Raw genomic sequence first — 16,565 nt, forward strand, 5'->3', positions numbered from 1 at the left:
TCTAGGCCGCACCAAGTAATTGGTAGGTCTGGGCAGATTTGAACTGCCGACCTCACCCTTATCAGGGGTGCGCTCTAACCAACTGAGCTACAGACCTATAACAGGGTCGCGTTACAGCATCGTCTTTACACAATGAATCAAGCAATTCGTGTGGGAGCTCATCAGCAGGCTGATGTCTTCGATTAAGGAGGTGATCCAGCCGCAGGTTCCCCTACGGCTACCTTGTTACGACTTCACCCCAGTCATGAATCACACCGTGGTAACCGTCCTCCCGAAGGTTAGACTAGCTACTTCTGGTGCAACCCACTCCCATGGTGTGACGGGCGGTGTGTACAAGGCCCGGGAACGTATTCACCGCAACATTCTGATTTGCGATTACTAGCGATTCCGACTTCACGCAGTCGAGTTGCAGACTGCGATCCGGACTACGATCGGTTTTGTGAGATTAGCTCCACCTCGCGGCTTGGCAACCCTCTGTACCGACCATTGTAGCACGTGTGTAGCCCAGGCCGTAAGGGCCATGATGACTTGACGTCATCCCCACCTTCCTCCGGTTTGTCACCGGCAGTCTCCTTAGAGTGCCCACCATTACGTGCTGGTAACTAAGGACAAGGGTTGCGCTCGTTACGGGACTTAACCCAACATCTCACGACACGAGCTGACGACAGCCATGCAGCACCTGTGTCAGAGTTCCCGAAGGCACCAATCCATCTCTGGAAAGTTCTCTGCATGTCAAGGCCTGGTAAGGTTCTTCGCGTTGCTTCGAATTAAACCACATGCTCCACCGCTTGTGCGGGCCCCCGTCAATTCATTTGAGTTTTAACCTTGCGGCCGTACTCCCCAGGCGGTCAACTTAATGCGTTAGCTGCGCCACTAAAATCTCAAGGATTCCAACGGCTAGTTGACATCGTTTACGGCGTGGACTACCAGGGTATCTAATCCTGTTTGCTCCCCACGCTTTCGCACCTCAGTGTCAGTATCAGTCCAGGTGGTCGCCTTCGCCACTGGTGTTCCTTCCTATATCTACGCATTTCACCGCTACACAGGAAATTCCACCACCCTCTACCGTACTCTAGCTCGCCAGTTTTGGATGCAGTTCCCAGGTTGAGCCCGGGGCTTTCACATCCAACTTAACGAACCACCTACGCGCGCTTTACGCCCAGTAATTCCGATTAACGCTTGCACCCTCTGTATTACCGCGGCTGCTGGCACAGAGTTAGCCGGTGCTTATTCTGTCGGTAACGTCAAAATTGCACGGTATTAGCGTACAACCCTTCCTCCCAACTTAAAGTGCTTTACAATCCGAAGACCTTCTTCACACACGCGGCATGGCTGGATCAGGCTTTCGCCCATTGTCCAATATTCCCCACTGCTGCCTCCCGTAGGAGTCTGGACCGTGTCTCAGTTCCAGTGTGACTGATCATCCTCTCAGACCAGTTACGGATCGTCGCCTAGGTGAGCCATTACCTCACCTACTAGCTAATCCGACCTAGGCTCATCTGATAGCGCAAGGCCCGAAGGTCCCCTGCTTTCTCCCGTAGGACGTATGCGGTATTAGCGTTCCTTTCGAAACGTTGTCCCCCACTACCAGGCAGATTCCTAGGCATTACTCACCCGTCCGCCGCTGAATCAAGAAGCAAGCTCCTCTCATCCGCTCGACTTGCATGTGTTAGGCCTGCCGCCAGCGTTCAATCTGAGCCATGATCAAACTCTTCAGTTCAATACTGCTTGGGTTTTTAAGAAACCCTAAACTTGGCTCAGCAATCTCAAATGACTATGTGATTTCTCGCATGGCCACTTGTGATGCTGATAATCTTGGCGACTATCAGTCCATACTCACAAGCACCCACACGAATTGCTTGATTCAATTTGTTAAAGAGCGTTTGGTTAAGAGCTTTTCGTCTCAACCGAGGCGCGCATTCTACGCTTTCCTCATTTCGTGTCAAGCGTTTATTTTGAAGTTTTTCGTTTCACTTCAAACACTTGACTCGCTGCGATCTCTCGTAGCGGGAGGCGAATCATACAGCGTTACAACCTGCTGTCAACTGCCTTTTTTCACCGCTGCCGATCAGGTGATCGAAGCACCTCCGCAACCCTCTTCAACAATCAACTCTTTGATATTCAAGGAGTTTTTCGTTCCGATGTCGCTGGAAGTGGGGCGCATTATAAGGGGATCTGAGAGGGCGTCAACCGTTAATTTCATCAAATTGGAATATCGAGGAAAAAGACCGCGTCAGGGCCACCAAGTGTTCGCCACAACCCTTGCAGCGCCTATGAGACCGAGCGCCGCCCGCGCGGCGCATCGCGGCACAAGGCCGCTCCTACATCTGTTTCGGGCCAATTATGCCTGTGAAAGTATCGGCGCCTGCCTTGGTGCATGCCTCGAGTCGTGCGCAGCGACAGTGGTGACCACGCTGAAACCGCGTCGGACCAACAAGGCGGACCAGGTAATGGCACAGGATTGACTGGCCCGAAACAAATGTGGGAGCGGGCTTGTCCCGCGATGCGCCGCGCGGGCGGCGCTTGATCTCATAGGCGCCATAGAACCCTCGGTGAACACTTCTGGAACACAACACAATCCCACGGCGAACACCTCCCACACACAACCCAACCCCAAGCCAGCCACCTGCCAGCCCCGACACCTATATAAAGCAGCCCAAAAAGCAAAGCGGGGCGGCCTCTCGGCCGCCCCGCTTTCACCCCTGCGCCTTACAAGCTCGGGAACGCAAACTGCGAAGCCTCATGGCTGGCCCGCTGTGGCCAGCGCTGGGTGATCGCCTTGCGACGGGTATAGAAGCGCACACCGTCCGGGCCATAGGCATGCAGGTCGCCGAACAGCGAACGCTTCCAGCCACCGAAGCTGTGGTACGCCACCGGCACCGGCAGCGGTACGTTGACCCCAACCATGCCCACTTCGATCTCGTCGCAGAACAGCCGCGCCGCCTCACCGTCACGGGTGAAGATGCAGGTACCGTTGCCGTACTCGTGCTCGTTGATCAGCTGCATGGCCTGTTCCAGGCTGTTCACCCGCACCACGCACAGCACCGGGCCGAAGATCTCTTCCTTATAGATGCGCATCTCGGGGGTGACCTTGTCGAACAGGGTGCCGCCGACAAAATAGCCATCCTCGTTACCGGCCACACGGTAGCCACGACCATCGACCACCAGCTTGGCGCCAGCAGCAACGCCGTCATCGATGTAACCCACCACCTTGTCACGCGCGGCGGCGGTCACCAGCGGGCCCATGTCCAGGCCACAGGAAGTGCCGGCACCGATCTTCAGCGCCTTGATCTGCGGTTCCAGCTTGGCGATCAGCGCATCGGCCACCTGGTCGCCGACACACACAGCCACCGAAATGGCCATGCAGCGTTCGCCACAGGAACCGTAGGCCGCGCCCATCAGCGCGCTGACGGCGTTGTCCAGGTCGGCGTCTGGCATCAGCACCGCATGGTTCTTCGCGCCGCCCAGGGCCTGGACGCGCTTGCCGCGCTTGGTGCCCTCGGCATAGATGTACTCGGCGATCGGGGTCGAACCGACGAAGCTCAGGGCCTTGACCTCCGGCGCCTCGATCAGCGCATCAACCGCTTCCTTGTCGCCATGCACGACGTTGAGGATGCCCTTCGGCAGGCCGGCCTCCAGCAGCAGCTGGGCGATATACAGGGTCGAGCTCGGATCGCGCTCGGACGGCTTGAGGATGAAGGCGTTGCCGCAGGCGATGGCCAGCGGGTACATCCACAGCGGCACCATGGCCGGGAAGTTGAACGGAGTAATGCCGGCGACGATGCCCAGCGGCTGGAAGTCGGACCAGGCGTCGATGTTCGGGCCGACGTTGCGGCTGTACTCACCCTTGAGCAGTTCAGGGGCAGCGCAGGCGAACTCGACGTTCTCGATGCCACGCTTGAGCTCGCCAGCGGCGTCTTCCACGGTCTTGCCGTGCTCCTCGCTGATCATCTGCGAGATCTTCGCCTCGTTCTGCTCCAGCAACTGCTTGAAGCGGAACATCACCTGGGCACGCTTGGCCGGTGGGGTGTTGCGCCAGGCCGGGAAGGCGGCCTTGGCCGAATCGATGGCCTGCTGGATGGTGGCGCGGCTGGCCAGTTCGACCTTGCGCACGGCCTGGCCGGTGGACGGGTTGAAGACATCGGCGGTGCGCTCGCCCTTGGTGACCAGCTCGCCGTGGATCAGGTGCTGAACAATGCTCATGCAGAACTCCAGATAAAGAAGGTAGAGACAGGCGCGTGGTACTCACGCGCCCGACGTCAAAATCAGAAAAGTCAGTCGACCTTGTTCAGGGCTTCGCCCACCGCGTCGAACAGGCGATCCAGCTCTTGCGGCTGGGTATTGAAGGTTGGCCCGAACTGCAGGGTGTCGCCACCGAAGCGCACATAGAAGCCGGCTTGCCACAGCTTCATGGCCGCCTCGTACGGACGGACGATGGCATCACCGTCGCGCGCGGCAATCTGGATGGCGCCGGCCAGGCCGTAGTTGCGGATGTCGACGACGTTCTTCGTGCCCTTCACACCGTGCAGCAGCTTCTCGAAGTGCGGCGCCAGGTCGGCGGCGGACTGCACCAGGTTTTCCTTCTGCAGCAGGTCCAGTGCGGCGATGCCAGCGGCGCAGGCGACCGGGTGCGCCGAGTAGGTGTAGCCGTGGGGGAATTCCACCGCGTACTCGGGGGTCGGCTGGTTCATGAAGGTCTGGTAGATCTCGCTGGTGGCGATCACCGCGCCCATCGGGATGGCGCCGTTGGTGACCTGCTTGGCGATGCACATCAGGTCCGGGGTGACGCCGAAGGCTTCGGCGCCGGTCATCGCGCCCATGCGACCGAAGCCGGTGATCACTTCGTCGAAGATCAGCAGGATGTTGTGCTGCGTGCAGATCTCACGCAGACGCTTCAGGTAACCCTTCGGCGGCGGCAGCACGCCGGCGGAACCGGCCAGTGGCTCGACGATCACTGCGGCGATGTTCGAGGCATCGTGCAGTTCGATCAGTTTGAGCATCTCGTCGGCCAGGGCGATACCGCCCTCTTCCGGCATGCCCTTGCTGAAGGCGTTGACCGGCAGCACGGTATGAGGCAGGTGGTCGACGTCCAGCAGCTGGCCGAACATCTTGCGGTTGCCGTTGACGCCGCCCAGGCTGGTGCCGGCGATGTTCACACCGTGGTAACCACGGGCACGGCCGATGATCTTGGTCTTGGTGGCCTGGCCCTTCAGACGCCAGTAGGCACGGACCATCTTCAGCGCGGTGTCGGCGCACTCGGAGCCGGAGTTGGTGTAGAACACGTGGTTCAGGTCACCTGGCACCAGGTCGACGATCTTCTCGGCCAGCTGGAACGACAGCGGGTGACCGAACTGGAAGGCCGGCGAGTAGTCGAGCGTGGCCACCTGGCGAGCCACCGCTTCGCTGATTTCCTTGCGGGTATGCCCGGCGCCGCAGGTCCACAGCCCCGACAAAGCGTCGAAGATCTTGCGGCCCTTGTCATCGACCAGGTAGTTGCCTTCAGCTGCCACGATCAGCCGCGGGTCGCGCTGGAAGTTGCGGTTGGCGGTGTACGGCATCCAGTGGGCGTCCAGCTTGAGCTGGCTGGCCAGACCGGCCTGGGCGGTTTCGGGCATGTTCATCGGGCGATTCCTCGGAAGACGATTAGGCAACGATGGGTGTTGTTGCAGCTAAATTGTCACGGCGATAAAGTTCGAAAAACCCAGCATTTCTAATCTTCAGTCAGCGGATAACTAAACTAATGAGCCGACGCCCCGATCCCCTCGCCCAGGTCAGCGATTTCGACATCCGCCTGCTGAAAATCTACCGCAGCGTCGTCGAATGCGGCGGTTTCTCGGCAGCGGAAAACGTACTGGGGATCGGCCGCTCGGCGATCAGCCAGCAGATGAACGACCTCGAGCAACGCCTGGGTCTGCGTCTGTGCCAACGCGGCCGCGCCGGTTTTTCGCTGACCGAGGAAGGCCGCGAGGTCTACCATTCGGCGCTGCAACTGCTCAGCGCCCTGGAAACCTTTCGCACCGAAGTGAACGGCCTGCACCAGCACCTGCGCGGCGAACTGAACATCGGCCTCACCGACAACCTGGTGACCCTGCCGCATATGCGCATCACCCACGCCCTGGCGGAACTGAAGGACCGCGGCCCGGACGTGCGCATCCAGATCCGCATGATCGCGCCGAGCCAGGTCGAGCAGGGCGTGCTCGATGGCAGCCTGCATGTCGGCGTGGTGCCGCAGACCAGCCCGCTCTCGGGGCTTGAGTACCAGCCGCTGTACAGCGAACGCTCGCTGCTCTACTGCGCGGTCGGCCATCCGCTGTTCTATGCCGACGACCAGCAGATCGACGACGATCGCCTCAATGGCCAGGACGCGATCGCCCCGACCTTCCGCCTGCCGGCCGACATCCAGGCCCATTACCAGGCCCTGCACTGTACCGCCAGCGCCTCGGACCGCGAAGGCATGGCCTTCCTCATCCTCACCGGACGCTACATCGGCTACCTGCCCGACCATTACGCGATGTTCTGGGTGCAGCAGGGCCGCCTGCGCGCACTCAAACCCGCCCAGCGCTTCTATGACCTGAGCCTGAGCTGGGTGACCCGCAAGGGCCGCCGGCCGAACCTGGTGCTGGAAAGCTTCCTCGAGAGCCTGGCTGCGACACGTTGATACGCATCTGTACCGCTAATGCTTGTCACTTCGGCACAGGCAGGTAATCTGTCGGACATCCGTAACGACCCGCCCGGAATCGTCCATGACCCTAGAAGTCCCTGCGCATCGCTCCCCCGCCTCGGGCAAGCCCGCCGGCCGCATTCGCCAGAAGAACGAACAGGCCATCATCCAGGCCGCCGAAGACGAGTTCGCCCGGCACGGCTACAAGGGCACGAGCATGAATACCATCGCGCTCAAGGCCGGGCTGCCCAAGGCCAACCTGCACTACTACTTCACCAACAAGCTGGGCCTGTACATCGCGGTGCTGAGTAACATCATCGAGCTGTGGGACAGCACCTTCAACGCCCTGAGCGTGGAGGACGACCCGGCCGAAGCGCTCAGCCAGTACATCCGCACCAAGATGGAGTTCTCCCGGCGCAACCCACAGGCCTCGCGGATCTTCGCCATGGAAGTGATCAGCGGCGGCGAATGCCTGAGCGAGTACTTCAGCGCCGACTACCGCGAATGGTTCCGCGGTCGCGCCGCGGTGTTCCAGGCCTGGATGGACGCCGGCAAGATGGACCGGGTGGACCCCGTGCACCTGATCTTCCTGCTCTGGGGCAGCACCCAGCACTACGCCGACTTCGCCACCCAGATCTGCCAGGTGACCGGACGCAGCCGGCTGACCAAGCAGGACATGGAAGACGCCAGCAACAACCTTATCCACATCATTCTCAAAGGCTGCGGCATCAGCACGCCCGCCTGACCCAGACTTATGCCTTCTACCCTGCTCGAGCTCTGCGAGTTCCGCGAGGACATCCGCAAGAGCCGCTTCATCACCCTCGCCGGCCCGATCAGCAGCCCGGCCGAGGCCATGGCCTTCATCGAACGCCACAGCGACCTGGCGGCCACCCACAACTGCTGGGCCTGGAAGCTCGGCGGCCAATACCGCAGCAGCGACGACGGCGAGCCTGGTGGTACGGCCGGGCGCCCAATCCTGGCCGCCATCGAGGCCCAGGACTGCGACCAGGTGGTGGTCCTGGTGATCCGCTGGTACGGCGGCATCCAACTGGGCACCGGCGGCCTGGCCCGGGCCTATGGCGGCGGCGCCAACAAGTGCCTGCAGCAGGCGCCCAAGCGCTTGCTGGTACAGCGCAGCGAGTTCACCTGCAGCTGCACCTTCAGCGAACTGGCGCTGGTCAAGCTGCGCCTGGCGGACGTCGACGGCCTGGTGCTGGACGAACAGTTCACCGCCAACGGCGTCGACCTGCGCATCGCCCTGGGTGACAGCCACCTCGAGGTGCTGCAGCAGCAGCTCGCCGACCTGAGCCGCGGGCGTATCCTGCTGGAACGGGGCTGAGCGTTGCCCACAACTGCTGTGGGCCTGCCTGTGGATAAGCTTGGGGCACTCCGCTGCAGGCCTTGTTCCGCAAGGCCTGCAGCGTATTGAGCATATTTTGATCACATTTGTGTGACATTAACCCAAGTCACTGAAAGCGTGTGAGTTATCCCCAGTCAGAAGCGACTGCGTTCCCTGAAACGGGCATTTTCAGGCTGTCGCGCTTGCACACAATTACTGTGGAGCAGCCTGTGGATAACCCGTGAACCACCCTGTCAGACCCCGTCTCCACAGGCCTTTCAGACCATAGATCATTTTTTGACCAGCCGCGACAGGGCAGCCGACCTCCTCCTGGTTTATGCTCGTCACCCAGGCCTTCCCCTGTAGAGGGCAACCACCACCTTGTCGCGCGGCGAGTGAACCTGTGCACAGCAGCGCTCGCCGCGCCCTTGATATGGAGTATCGCTATGACCGCCAACAAGACCGCCCTCATCATCGGTGCCTCCCGAGGCCTTGGCCTGGGCCTGGTGCAACGCCTGCGCGAAGATGGCTGGAACGTCGTCGCCACCGTGCGCGACCCGCAACAGCCGGGTGCGCTGGGCGAAGTCTCCGGGGTGCGCATCGAGCGCCTGGAGATGAACGATACCGCCCAGCTCGACGGGCTCAAGCAGCGCCTGCAAGGTGAAGTGTTCGACCTGGTGTTCGTCAATGCCGGGGTGATGGGCCCGCTGCCGCAGGATCTGGAAAGCGTGCAGGTACAGCAGATCGGCGACCTGTTCATGACCAACGCCGTGGCGCCGATCCGTGTGGCCCGCCGCCTGGCCGGCCAGGTGCGCGAAGGCAGCGGCGTGCTGGCCTTCATGAGTTCGATCCTGGGCAGCGTGACCATCCCCGATGGTGGCGAAGTCTGCCTGTACAAGGCCAGCAAGGCCGCGCTCAACTCGATGATCAACAGCTTCGTGGTCGAGCTGCAGCGCCCCGACCTGGCCGTGCTGGCCATGCACCCGGGCTGGGTGAAGACCGACATGGGCGGCGAGAACGCCGAGATCGACGTGCTCACCAGCACCCGTGGCATGCTCGAGCAGGTCAAGGCCCAGAGCGGCAATGGCGGCCTGCGCTTCATCAACTACAAGGGCGAGACGCTCATCTGGTAATCCCGGGCGATGCAGGCCTGGGTGGGCGCATTGCCCGGCCAGGCCCTGTAGAATGGCGGCCAACCGTACCTGATCGAGATTGCACACATGTATGAATGGCTGAACGCCTTGCCCAAGGCGGAACTGCACATGCACCTGGAGGGCTCGCTGGAGCCCGAACTGCTGTTCGCCCTGGCCGAACGCAACAAGATCGCCCTGCCCTGGGCGGACGTCGAGACCCTGCGCAGCGCCTACGCCTTCAACAACCTGCAGGAGTTCCTCGATCTCTACTACCAGGGCGCCGATGTCCTGCGCACCGAGCAGGACTTCTACGACCTGACCTGGGCCTACCTGCAACGCTGCAAGGCGCAGAACGTCATCCACACCGAACCCTTCTTCGACCCGCAGACCCACACTGACCGGGGCATTCCGTTCGAGGTGGTGCTCGATGGCATCAACCGGGCCTTGAAGGATGGTCGCGAGCAGTTGGGCATCAGCAGTGGCCTGATCCTCAGCTTCCTGCGCCACCTGAGTGAAGACGAAGCGCACAAGACCCTGGACCAGGCCCTGCCGTTCCGCGACGCCTTCATCGCCGTGGGCCTGGACAGCTCGGAGCAAGGCCATCCGCCAAGCAAGTTCCAGCGCGTGTTCGACCGCGCCCGCAGCGAAGGCTTCCTGACCGTGGCCCACGCGGGCGAGGAAGGCCCGCCCGAGTACATCTGGGAAGCCCTCGACCTGCTGAAGATCCAGCGGATCGACCACGGCGTGCGCGCCATCGAGGACGAGCGCCTGATGCAGCGCATCATCGACGAGCAGATCCCGCTGACCGTCTGCCCGCTATCCAACACCAAACTGTGCGTGTTCGAACACATGGGCCAGCACAACATCCTCGACATGCTCGAGCGTGGCGTGAAGGTCACGGTCAACTCCGATGATCCGGCCTACTTCGGTGGCTATGTCACCGAGAACTTCCACGCCCTGCACCAGCACCTGGGCATGACCCAGGACCAGGCACGCCGCCTGGCGCAGAACAGCCTGGACGCACGGCTGGTCCGTTAGCCGACCTGCCGGGCCGGGAGGCAGGCGATCGCGTTGATCTGCTGCTGGCCGAGCGGTGTGAGCTGCACCGCCCGGCTGCCTTCCTGCTCACGCACCCAACCCGACTGGGTGAACAACCGGAGCAGGGCCTTGCCCAGGCAACCGCCCAGGTGCGGGCCCTGATCGTTCCATTTGCTGCAATGGCAGATCACGCAGCCGTGCCGGTCACCGGCGGCCAACGCGTCGATGAACACCCCCAGCGCCTCCAGGTGCTCCTTGCCCTCCTGGCTCACTGACAGGTACTGCTCGTTACCTTCCAGCCAACCGGCCACATGCAGGCGGTGGAGCAGCGCGGCGGCCACTTCGCCGCCCAGGTGGTCGCCACACAGGCGCGCTTTGCGCATCGACAGGGGAATCTGCAGCGTCGTGCCCTGCTCTGCAGGTAAGCGGGTCGCCAGTTGAACGCTGGCCAGCGCCTCCACCGCAGTGCCGACTTCCGGCGCGGCCAGGCGGAAGAAGCGCTTGCGGCCACGCGCCTCGTGCCTGAGCAGCCCGGCACTGGACAACAATGACAGATGCGCGCAGGCCGACGAGGTGCTCAGCCCGGTGAGTACGGCAAGCTCGTCCGCCGCACGCGGGGTGCCATCGATCAACGCCCACAACATGGCGCTGCGCTTGGGATCGGCCATCAGGTTGGCGACCTGACTGATGCTGCGGACTGCGTTCATGAACCTGAAGCTCCCTGATGAATCCCGCCTGCTGGCGAACGCTGCAGATGCCCTGCCTCCGGTGTGGGCAAGCGCGGGATGGTTCGTGTGCCGGAGGGTGGACGCCAGCCCCGGGAAACGCTCATCCCGCGCTGGTCGCCGGAGGCAGTATAAGCCGCTGGAGGGTGCTCGCCGTGAGGGAGGCATGCCCCGGATGGGTCGGGATTTGCCTCCCCAAAAACGTTCTGAAAGATGCGTCTGTCAGAGTGACAGACGGCTGATTCTGCTCATCCCCCGTACTACCGTGGCTCTAGCGGGAACGAGGCTGACAGTCGCTATCAGGGGGGGCGATGCATCTGACAAGGAGGGGGAAAATTTCCGTCTTGCAAAACAGAACGTCTCCCTACTTCAGACCGTCATGACCGTCAGTCAGGGGACTGATCCCGGTCATGGCACGGGCCGGGGGCGGCGCTACACTAGATCCGCTCCCGCTCACTGGAGGTGGATCGCGATGAAGATTGTCGTCAGTGCGTCGAACCGGAATCCCGCCTGCCCCTGGCAGGTCCAGCTCGACCAGCATGTGGTGAGTTTCCGTAGCGAGGCCGAGGCGCGATCGTTCGTCGCCCTGCTGGAGGCGCGTCTCAACGCGCCCCACCCGCTCACGCAGGCCGGCTGGCCTGCAGGCGCCGGGTCAGCATTGCGACACTGACCACCAACGCGCCGCACAGGCTGATCACCAGCGCCATGGGCACCGCGCTGCCGTCGTGCAGCACCCCGACCAGCGCCGCCGCGCCCGCGGCGACGCTGAACTGCAGGCAGCCCATCAGGGCCGAGGCGCTGCCCGCCCGCGTACCTTGCCCGCTCATGGCACAGGCCGAGGCATTGGGGATGATGCAGCCGAGGCTGGCGATGCACACGAACAGCGGCACCAGTAATGGCCAGAGCTGTGCCGGGCGCAACGCCGCGACCACCAGCAGCGCCAGCGCCGCCACCAGGTACAACCATACCGCCCGCGCCAGCAGGAATGCCGGGCCGCGCTTGGCCAGCAGCCGCGCATTGACCTGGGCCATCAGGATGAAGCCGGCGGCGTTGGTGCCGAACAGCCAACCGTAGTGCTCGGGCGGCACGCCGTAAAGCTTGATGAATACGAACGGCGAACCGGCGATGTAGGCGAACATCCCGGCGATAGCGATGCCGCCGGTCAGCGCATGGCCGACGAACACTCGGTCGCCGAGCAGGCTCAGGTACTGGCGCAGCGCGCCCGACAGCGGCTGGCGTGGAATATGGGCCGGCAGGCTCTCCGGCAAGCCCAGGCCGACCGCCAGCAGGCACGCGGCGCTGAACAGGCCCAGGGCGAGGAAGATCGATTGCCAGCCGGCCACGTTGACCAGCACGCCACCGAGCATCGGCGCGAGGATCGGCGCCAGGCCCATCACCAGCATCAACTGCGAGAACACCTTGGCCGAGGCCACCGCGTCGCACTTGTCGCTGACGATCGCCCGCGACAGCACCATCCCGGCGCAACCGCCCAGAGCCTGGACGAAACGCGCCAGGATCAGGCTGTCGAGATTGGGCGCATAGGCGCAGGCCAGCGATGCCACGGTGAACAGGCCGACCCCGAACAGCAGCGGCAGGCGCCGGCCGAAACGGTCGGCCACCGGCCCGTAGGCGAGCTGGCCCAGGGACAGGCCGAGGAAGTAGGCGGCCAGGGTGGCCTGCACATGCTTTTCGTCGGTGCCGAAGGCATGCGCCATGGCCGGGAAGGCCGGCAGATAGAAGTCGATCGCCAGAGGCCCGAACGCACTGAGGGCGCCGAGAATCAGCAAGGTTCGCAGGTTCATGGAGAATCCATAGCAGGCTAAGCAAGTTTGCTAGTCTACCTGCACTGGATCGCCCGGCGTTGAAAACCTTTGTAATAATTGATCCTGCGTGTCCTGTAGGAAAAGGCAGAAAACAGGGTTGCAGCAGGATCGGCGTGGGAGGATCTGCGTGGGAGCGGGCTTGCCCCGCGATGAGGCCACCCAGGCCAACATCATTGCCTGTTCTGGCGCTATCGCGGGGCAAGCCCGCTCCTACAGAGGTCGCCTTTTCAGGCCACTTCGGCCTGATACCCCTCTTCACGAATCGCCGCCAGGATCTGATCCGCCGCCAGGGCACTTTCCACCCGCACCTGCCGCGCCGCCAGGTCCACTTCCACCCGCGCCGCCGCATCCTGCTCCTGCACCGCCCGGGTCACGCCCTTCACGCAATGGCCACAGGTCATGCCTTGCACATTGAACACTTGCATCGAGGTTGCCTCCTTGTGGGTTTTGCCCAGTCTCAGCCTTGCCATCGGGGCAAGGTCAAGTTCCGCGGAAAACGGCCGGGCTGGAAATCCGCGCGCGGCTCGGCCAAGCTGCGCCTTTGACGATTTTGGCAAGCAGGAGATTTTTCATGATCAGGGCAGCATTGGGCCTCGTCGGATTGCTGGGCGCACTGGCCGTCGTGCCACCGGTCAGCGCCGAGGGCAATTCGGACTACAGCGTGCTGATCATTTCCCGGGAACGCCTGGAAGTGGCCACCAGCTGCGAGATCGGCATCTACCTCAACGACCAGTTGTCCGGTCGCCTGTTCCAGGAGCAGGCGACTTCGTTCAACCTGCCGCCGGGCCCGGTGGATGTACGCCTGCGCCTGCTGCCAGGGCAGGTACCCGGCTGCGCGCCGGGCGTCGAGGACCAACGCAGTACGCGCCTGACCCTGCAGGCGGGCCAGATCAACAAGTACCGCATTGCGATGGGGCAAAATGGCCTGGTGCTGAAGCGAGCCGGCCTGGGCTATTGACCTTGCCCGCATGGCAAGGTTGATGCTGGAGGCCAGTCCACGGAGGAGAGAGCCATGCCCGCATCCACCACCTTCGACCTGCCGATCGCCGGCATGACCTGCGCCAGTTGCGCAGGTCGGGTCGAACGCGCCCTGCGCAAGGTCACCGGTACCGAACACGTCAGCGTCAACCTCGCCACCGAGCAGGCCCGGGTCCAGGCCCCGGCCGACAGCCTGCCGGCACTGGTCGGCGCGGTGCGCGACGCCGGTTACAGCGTCCCCACCCGCACCCTCGAACTGCAGATCGGCGGCATGACCTGCGCCAGTTGCGCCGGCCGGGTCGAGCGCGCCCTCGGCAAGCTGCCGGGGGTCGAGCAAGTCAGCGTCAACCTGGCCAGCGAACGCGCCCACCTCGAAGTGCTCGAGGGCGTCGACGACGGCGCGCTGATCGCCGCGGTCGAGAAGGCCGGCTACAGCGCCACCCTGCCGCGTACTCCCCACGATGACCAGGCCCAGGCCCGACGCCGCCTGCGCAACGAACGCCTGGCGGTCGGCGCCGCCCTGCTGCTGGCCCTGCCACTGGTGCTGCCGATGCTGGTGCAACCCTTCGGCCTGCACTGGATGCTGCCGGCCTGGGCGCAGTTCCTGCTGGCCACCCCGGTGCAGTTCATCCTTGGCGCGCGCTTTTATGTCGCCGCCTGGAAGGCCGTGCGCGCCGGTGCCGGCAACATGGACCTGCTGGTCGCCCTGGGCACCAGCGCCGGCTACGGCCTGAGCCTGTACCAATGGGCCAATGCCCACACCGGCATGGAACCGCACCTGTATTTCGAAGCCTCGGCGGTGGTGATCGCCCTGGTGCTGCTGGGCAAGTACCTGGAAAGCCGCGCCAAGCGCCAGACCGCCAGCGCCATCCGGGCACTGGAAGCCCTGCGCCCGGAACGCGCCGTGCGGGTGGTCGAGGGGCGCGAGGAAGACGTCGCCATCAGCCAGCTGCGCCTGGAGGATGTGGTGCTGGTCAAGCCCGGCGAGCGCTTCCCGGTCGATGGCCAGGTGCTCGAAGGCAGCAGCCATGCCGATGAAGCCCTGATCAGTGGCGAAAGCCTGCCGGTGCCCAAGCAGCCCGGCGACGCGGTGACCGGTGGCGCCATCAACGGCGAAGGCCGTTTGCTGGTGAAGACCCTGGCGCTGGGCACCGAGACCGTGCTCGCCCGCATCATCCGCCTGGTCGAGGACGCCCAGGCGGCCAAGGCGCCGATCCAGAAGCTGGTCGACCGGGTCAGCCAGGTGTTCGTCCCCGCGGTGCTGGTACTGGCCCTGGTCACCCTGGTCGGCTGGTGGCTGGCCGGCGCACCGCTGGAAACCGCGCTGATCAACGCCGTCGCCGTGCTGGTGATCGCCTGCCCCTGCGCCCTGGGCTTGGCCACGCCCGCCGCGATCATGGCCGGCACCGGCGTCGCCGCCCGCCACGGTATCCTGATCAAGGACGCCGAAGCGCTGGAGCGCGCGCATGCGGTCAACCGCGTGGTGTTCGACAAGACCGGCACCCTCACCTCCGGCAGCCCGCGCATCGTCCATCAACAGGCCAGCAGCGGCGACGACAACGAACTGCTGCGCCTGGCCGGTGCCCTACAACGTGGCAGCGAACACCCCTTGGCCAAGGCGGTGCTCGATGCCTGCGCCGAACGCGATCTTGACGTACCGCAAGTGGCCGACAGCCAGTCCCTCACCGGCCGTGGCATCGCCGGCCAGGTGGATGGCCGCGAGCTGGCCCTGGGCAACCGCCGCCTGCTCGACGAGAGCCGGTTGGTGCCGGGCGAATTGGCGGCCAGCGCCCAGGCCTGGGAGGCCGAGGGCCGTACCTTGTCCTGGTTGATCGAGCGTGGCAGCCAGCCCCGCGTGCTGGGCCTGTTCGCCTTTGGCGACAGCCTCAAGCCCGGTGCCGACCAGGCCATCGCCGCCTTGCATGCCCGCCACATCAGCAGCCACCTGCTGACTGGCGACAACCGCGGCAGCGCCAAGGTGGTGGCCGAGGCCCTCGGCATCGACGACGTGCACGCCGAAGTGCTGCCGGCGGACAAGGCCGCCACGGTGGCCGCACTCAAGCAGCAGGGCGTGGTGGCCATGGTCGGCGACGGCATCAACGATGCCCCGGCGCTGGCGGCCGCCGATATCGGCATCGCCATGGGCGGTGGCACCGACGTGGCCATGCAGGCGGCCGGCATCACCCTGATGCGCGGCGACCCGCGCCTGGTGCCCGCCGCCCTGGAGATCAGCCGCAAGACCTACGCGAAGATCCGCCAGAACCTGTTCTGGGCATTCATCTACAACCTGATCGGCATCCCCCTGGCCGCGCTGGGCTACCTCAATCCGGTGCTGGCCGGCGCCGCCATGGCGCTGTCCAGCGTCAGCGTGGTGAGCAATGCCCTGTGGCTGAAGACCTGGAAACCCACCGCCATCGACCAGGAGGCCCCATGAACATCGGCCAGGCCGCCCGCCGCAGCGGGCTCAGCGCCAAGATGATCCGCTACTACGAGTCCATCGGCCTGCTGCGTCCCGCCACGCGCAGCGAAAGCGGCTACCGGCTGTACCAGCAGGAGGACCTGCACAGCCTGGCGTTCATCAAGCGCTCGCGCGACCTGGGTTTTTCCCTGGAGGAAGTCGCCAGGCTGCTGACCCTGTGGCAGGACCGCCAGCGCGCCAGCGCCGACGTGAAGGCCCTGGCCATGCAGCATATCGAGGCGCTAAACAAGCGCATCGAGGAGCTGGTGAGCCTGCGCGACACCCTTGGCGAGCTGGTGGCCCACTGCCAGGGCGATGACCGGCCGGATTGTCCGATCCTCAAGGACCTGGCCAATGGCAGCGGGTGCTGTCACTGACGGCGGCCACTCCTGAAGAAACACGCAACCCAT

General features: G+C 63.8%; 14 protein-coding genes, 1 tRNA gene and 1 rRNA gene. 9 read left to right on the plus strand and 7 right to left on the minus strand.

The features are described from left to right. Window positions 1–20: 20 nt before the first annotated feature. The 4 genes from PRtIB026_RS25965 to PRtIB026_RS25980 all read right to left on the minus strand — a co-directional run bounded on the left by PRtIB026_RS25965 (window position 21) and on the right by PRtIB026_RS25980 (window position 5,621). Window positions 21–97, minus strand: a tRNA-Ile gene (locus PRtIB026_RS25965). Between the two features lie 86 nt (window positions 98–183). Beyond that, a 16S ribosomal RNA gene (locus PRtIB026_RS25970) occupies window positions 184–1,720 on the minus strand. A gap of 989 nt (window positions 1,721–2,709) precedes the next feature. After that, the gene (locus tag PRtIB026_RS25975) at window positions 2,710–4,203 is read right to left on the minus strand and encodes a CoA-acylating methylmalonate-semialdehyde dehydrogenase (protein ID WP_050703641.1); all 1,494 of its coding nucleotides are present in this window, start codon (window positions 4,201–4,203) and stop codon (window positions 2,710–2,712) included. A gap of 71 nt (window positions 4,204–4,274) precedes the next feature. Beyond that, window positions 4,275–5,621 (minus strand): aspartate aminotransferase family protein, encoded by a 1,347-nt coding sequence (locus PRtIB026_RS25980; protein ID WP_203650409.1) that lies wholly within the window; start codon window positions 5,619–5,621, stop codon window positions 4,275–4,277. Between the two features lie 119 nt (window positions 5,622–5,740). On the opposite strand from PRtIB026_RS25980, the gene PRtIB026_RS25985 reads away from it, so the two are divergent. The 5 genes from PRtIB026_RS25985 to PRtIB026_RS26005 all read left to right on the plus strand — a co-directional run bounded on the left by PRtIB026_RS25985 (window position 5,741) and on the right by PRtIB026_RS26005 (window position 10,171). After that, on the plus strand, window positions 5,741–6,658 hold the full coding sequence (locus PRtIB026_RS25985) for a LysR family transcriptional regulator (RefSeq protein WP_110739145.1): 918 nt from the start codon (window positions 5,741–5,743) through the stop codon (window positions 6,656–6,658). A gap of 85 nt (window positions 6,659–6,743) precedes the next feature. Continuing rightward, window positions 6,744–7,406 (plus strand): TetR/AcrR family transcriptional regulator, encoded by a 663-nt coding sequence (locus tag PRtIB026_RS25990; RefSeq protein ID WP_023629633.1) that lies wholly within the window; start codon window positions 6,744–6,746, stop codon window positions 7,404–7,406. 9 nt (window positions 7,407–7,415) lie between these two features. Further along, entirely contained in the window at window positions 7,416–8,000 is a 585-nt protein-coding gene (locus PRtIB026_RS25995; RefSeq protein WP_203650407.1) for an IMPACT family protein, read from the plus strand. A 446-nt stretch (window positions 8,001–8,446) separates the two neighbouring features. Further along, window positions 8,447–9,133 carry an SDR family oxidoreductase gene (locus PRtIB026_RS26000; protein ID WP_203650404.1) on the plus strand — a complete coding sequence of 229 codons (687 nt, stop codon included), beginning with the start codon at window positions 8,447–8,449 and terminating at the stop codon, window positions 9,131–9,133. A gap of 87 nt (window positions 9,134–9,220) precedes the next feature. Further along, window positions 9,221–10,171 carry an adenosine deaminase gene (locus tag PRtIB026_RS26005; protein ID WP_203650402.1) on the plus strand — a complete coding sequence of 317 codons (951 nt, stop codon included), beginning with the start codon at window positions 9,221–9,223 and terminating at the stop codon, window positions 10,169–10,171. On the opposite strand, the gene PRtIB026_RS26010 is transcribed toward PRtIB026_RS26005, so the two are convergent. Then, the gene (locus PRtIB026_RS26010; protein WP_203650400.1) at window positions 10,168–10,878 is read right to left on the minus strand and encodes an ArsR/SmtB family transcription factor; all 711 of its coding nucleotides are present in this window, start codon (window positions 10,876–10,878) and stop codon (window positions 10,168–10,170) included. The genes PRtIB026_RS26005 and PRtIB026_RS26010 overlap by 4 nt on opposite strands. Window positions 10,879–11,368: 490 nt before the next feature. Here PRtIB026_RS26010 and PRtIB026_RS26015 point away from each other — a divergent pair, with 490 nt between their 5' ends. Then, window positions 11,369–11,566, plus strand: a complete 198-nt coding sequence (locus tag PRtIB026_RS26015; RefSeq protein WP_082337625.1) for a hypothetical protein — start codon at window positions 11,369–11,371, stop codon at window positions 11,564–11,566. On the opposite strand, the gene PRtIB026_RS26020 is transcribed toward PRtIB026_RS26015, so the two are convergent. Continuing rightward, on the minus strand, window positions 11,517–12,698 hold the full coding sequence (locus PRtIB026_RS26020) for a multidrug effflux MFS transporter (RefSeq protein WP_198744452.1): 1,182 nt from the start codon (window positions 12,696–12,698) through the stop codon (window positions 11,517–11,519). The genes PRtIB026_RS26015 and PRtIB026_RS26020 overlap by 50 nt on opposite strands. Before the next feature lie 248 nt (window positions 12,699–12,946). Next, the gene (locus tag PRtIB026_RS26025; RefSeq protein WP_028691383.1) at window positions 12,947–13,144 is read right to left on the minus strand and encodes a heavy-metal-associated domain-containing protein; all 198 of its coding nucleotides are present in this window, start codon (window positions 13,142–13,144) and stop codon (window positions 12,947–12,949) included. A 146-nt stretch (window positions 13,145–13,290) separates the two neighbouring features. Between PRtIB026_RS26025 and PRtIB026_RS26030 the strand changes: the two genes are divergently transcribed. From PRtIB026_RS26030 to cueR, 3 genes are read left to right on the plus strand one after another with little or no spacing between them, the layout of a single operon-like run. Beyond that, window positions 13,291–13,677, plus strand: a complete 387-nt coding sequence (locus PRtIB026_RS26030; RefSeq protein ID WP_203650397.1) for a hypothetical protein — start codon at window positions 13,291–13,293, stop codon at window positions 13,675–13,677. Between the two features lie 54 nt (window positions 13,678–13,731). Continuing rightward, entirely contained in the window at window positions 13,732–16,131 is a 2,400-nt protein-coding gene (locus tag PRtIB026_RS26035; RefSeq protein WP_203650395.1) for a heavy metal translocating P-type ATPase, read from the plus strand. Further along, complete coding sequence (gene cueR, locus PRtIB026_RS26040) at window positions 16,128–16,532, plus strand: Cu(I)-responsive transcriptional regulator (protein WP_050703630.1); 405 nt, start codon at window positions 16,128–16,130, stop codon at window positions 16,530–16,532. Before PRtIB026_RS26035 ends, cueR begins: the two co-directional genes overlap by 4 nt. Window positions 16,533–16,565: the final 33 nt, after the last annotated feature.

Source organism: Pseudomonas sp. RtIB026 (assembly GCF_016861355.2).
In the GTDB taxonomy this organism is placed as follows: Bacteria; Pseudomonadota; Gammaproteobacteria; order Pseudomonadales; family Pseudomonadaceae; genus Aquipseudomonas; species Aquipseudomonas peradeniyensis.

Bases quoted from the DNA above. Each gene is read 5' to 3' on its own strand.
- PRtIB026_RS25975 (WP_050703641.1), bottom strand. From the start codon at position 4,203: ATGAGCATTGTTCAGCACCTGATCCACGGCGAGCTGGTCACCAAGGGC.
- PRtIB026_RS25980 (WP_203650409.1), bottom strand. From the start codon at position 5,621: ATGAACATGCCCGAAACCGCCCAGGCCGGTCTGGCCAGCCAGCTCAAG.
- PRtIB026_RS25985 (WP_110739145.1), top strand. From the start codon at position 5,741: ATGAGCCGACGCCCCGATCCCCTCGCCCAGGTCAGCGATTTCGACATC.
- PRtIB026_RS25990 (WP_023629633.1), top strand. From the start codon at position 6,744: ATGACCCTAGAAGTCCCTGCGCATCGCTCCCCCGCCTCGGGCAAGCCC.
- PRtIB026_RS25995 (WP_203650407.1), top strand. From the start codon at position 7,416: ATGCCTTCTACCCTGCTCGAGCTCTGCGAGTTCCGCGAGGACATCCGC.
- PRtIB026_RS26000 (WP_203650404.1), top strand. From the start codon at position 8,447: ATGACCGCCAACAAGACCGCCCTCATCATCGGTGCCTCCCGAGGCCTT.
- PRtIB026_RS26005 (WP_203650402.1), top strand. From the start codon at position 9,221: ATGTATGAATGGCTGAACGCCTTGCCCAAGGCGGAACTGCACATGCAC.
- PRtIB026_RS26010 (WP_203650400.1), bottom strand. From the start codon at position 10,878: ATGAACGCAGTCCGCAGCATCAGTCAGGTCGCCAACCTGATGGCCGAT.
- PRtIB026_RS26015 (WP_082337625.1), top strand. From the start codon at position 11,369: ATGAAGATTGTCGTCAGTGCGTCGAACCGGAATCCCGCCTGCCCCTGG.
- PRtIB026_RS26020 (WP_198744452.1), bottom strand. From the start codon at position 12,698: ATGAACCTGCGAACCTTGCTGATTCTCGGCGCCCTCAGTGCGTTCGGG.
- PRtIB026_RS26025 (WP_028691383.1), bottom strand. From the start codon at position 13,144: ATGCAAGTGTTCAATGTGCAAGGCATGACCTGTGGCCATTGCGTGAAG.
- PRtIB026_RS26030 (WP_203650397.1), top strand. From the start codon at position 13,291: ATGATCAGGGCAGCATTGGGCCTCGTCGGATTGCTGGGCGCACTGGCC.
- PRtIB026_RS26035 (WP_203650395.1), top strand. From the start codon at position 13,732: ATGCCCGCATCCACCACCTTCGACCTGCCGATCGCCGGCATGACCTGC.
- cueR (WP_050703630.1), top strand. From the start codon at position 16,128: ATGAACATCGGCCAGGCCGCCCGCCGCAGCGGGCTCAGCGCCAAGATG.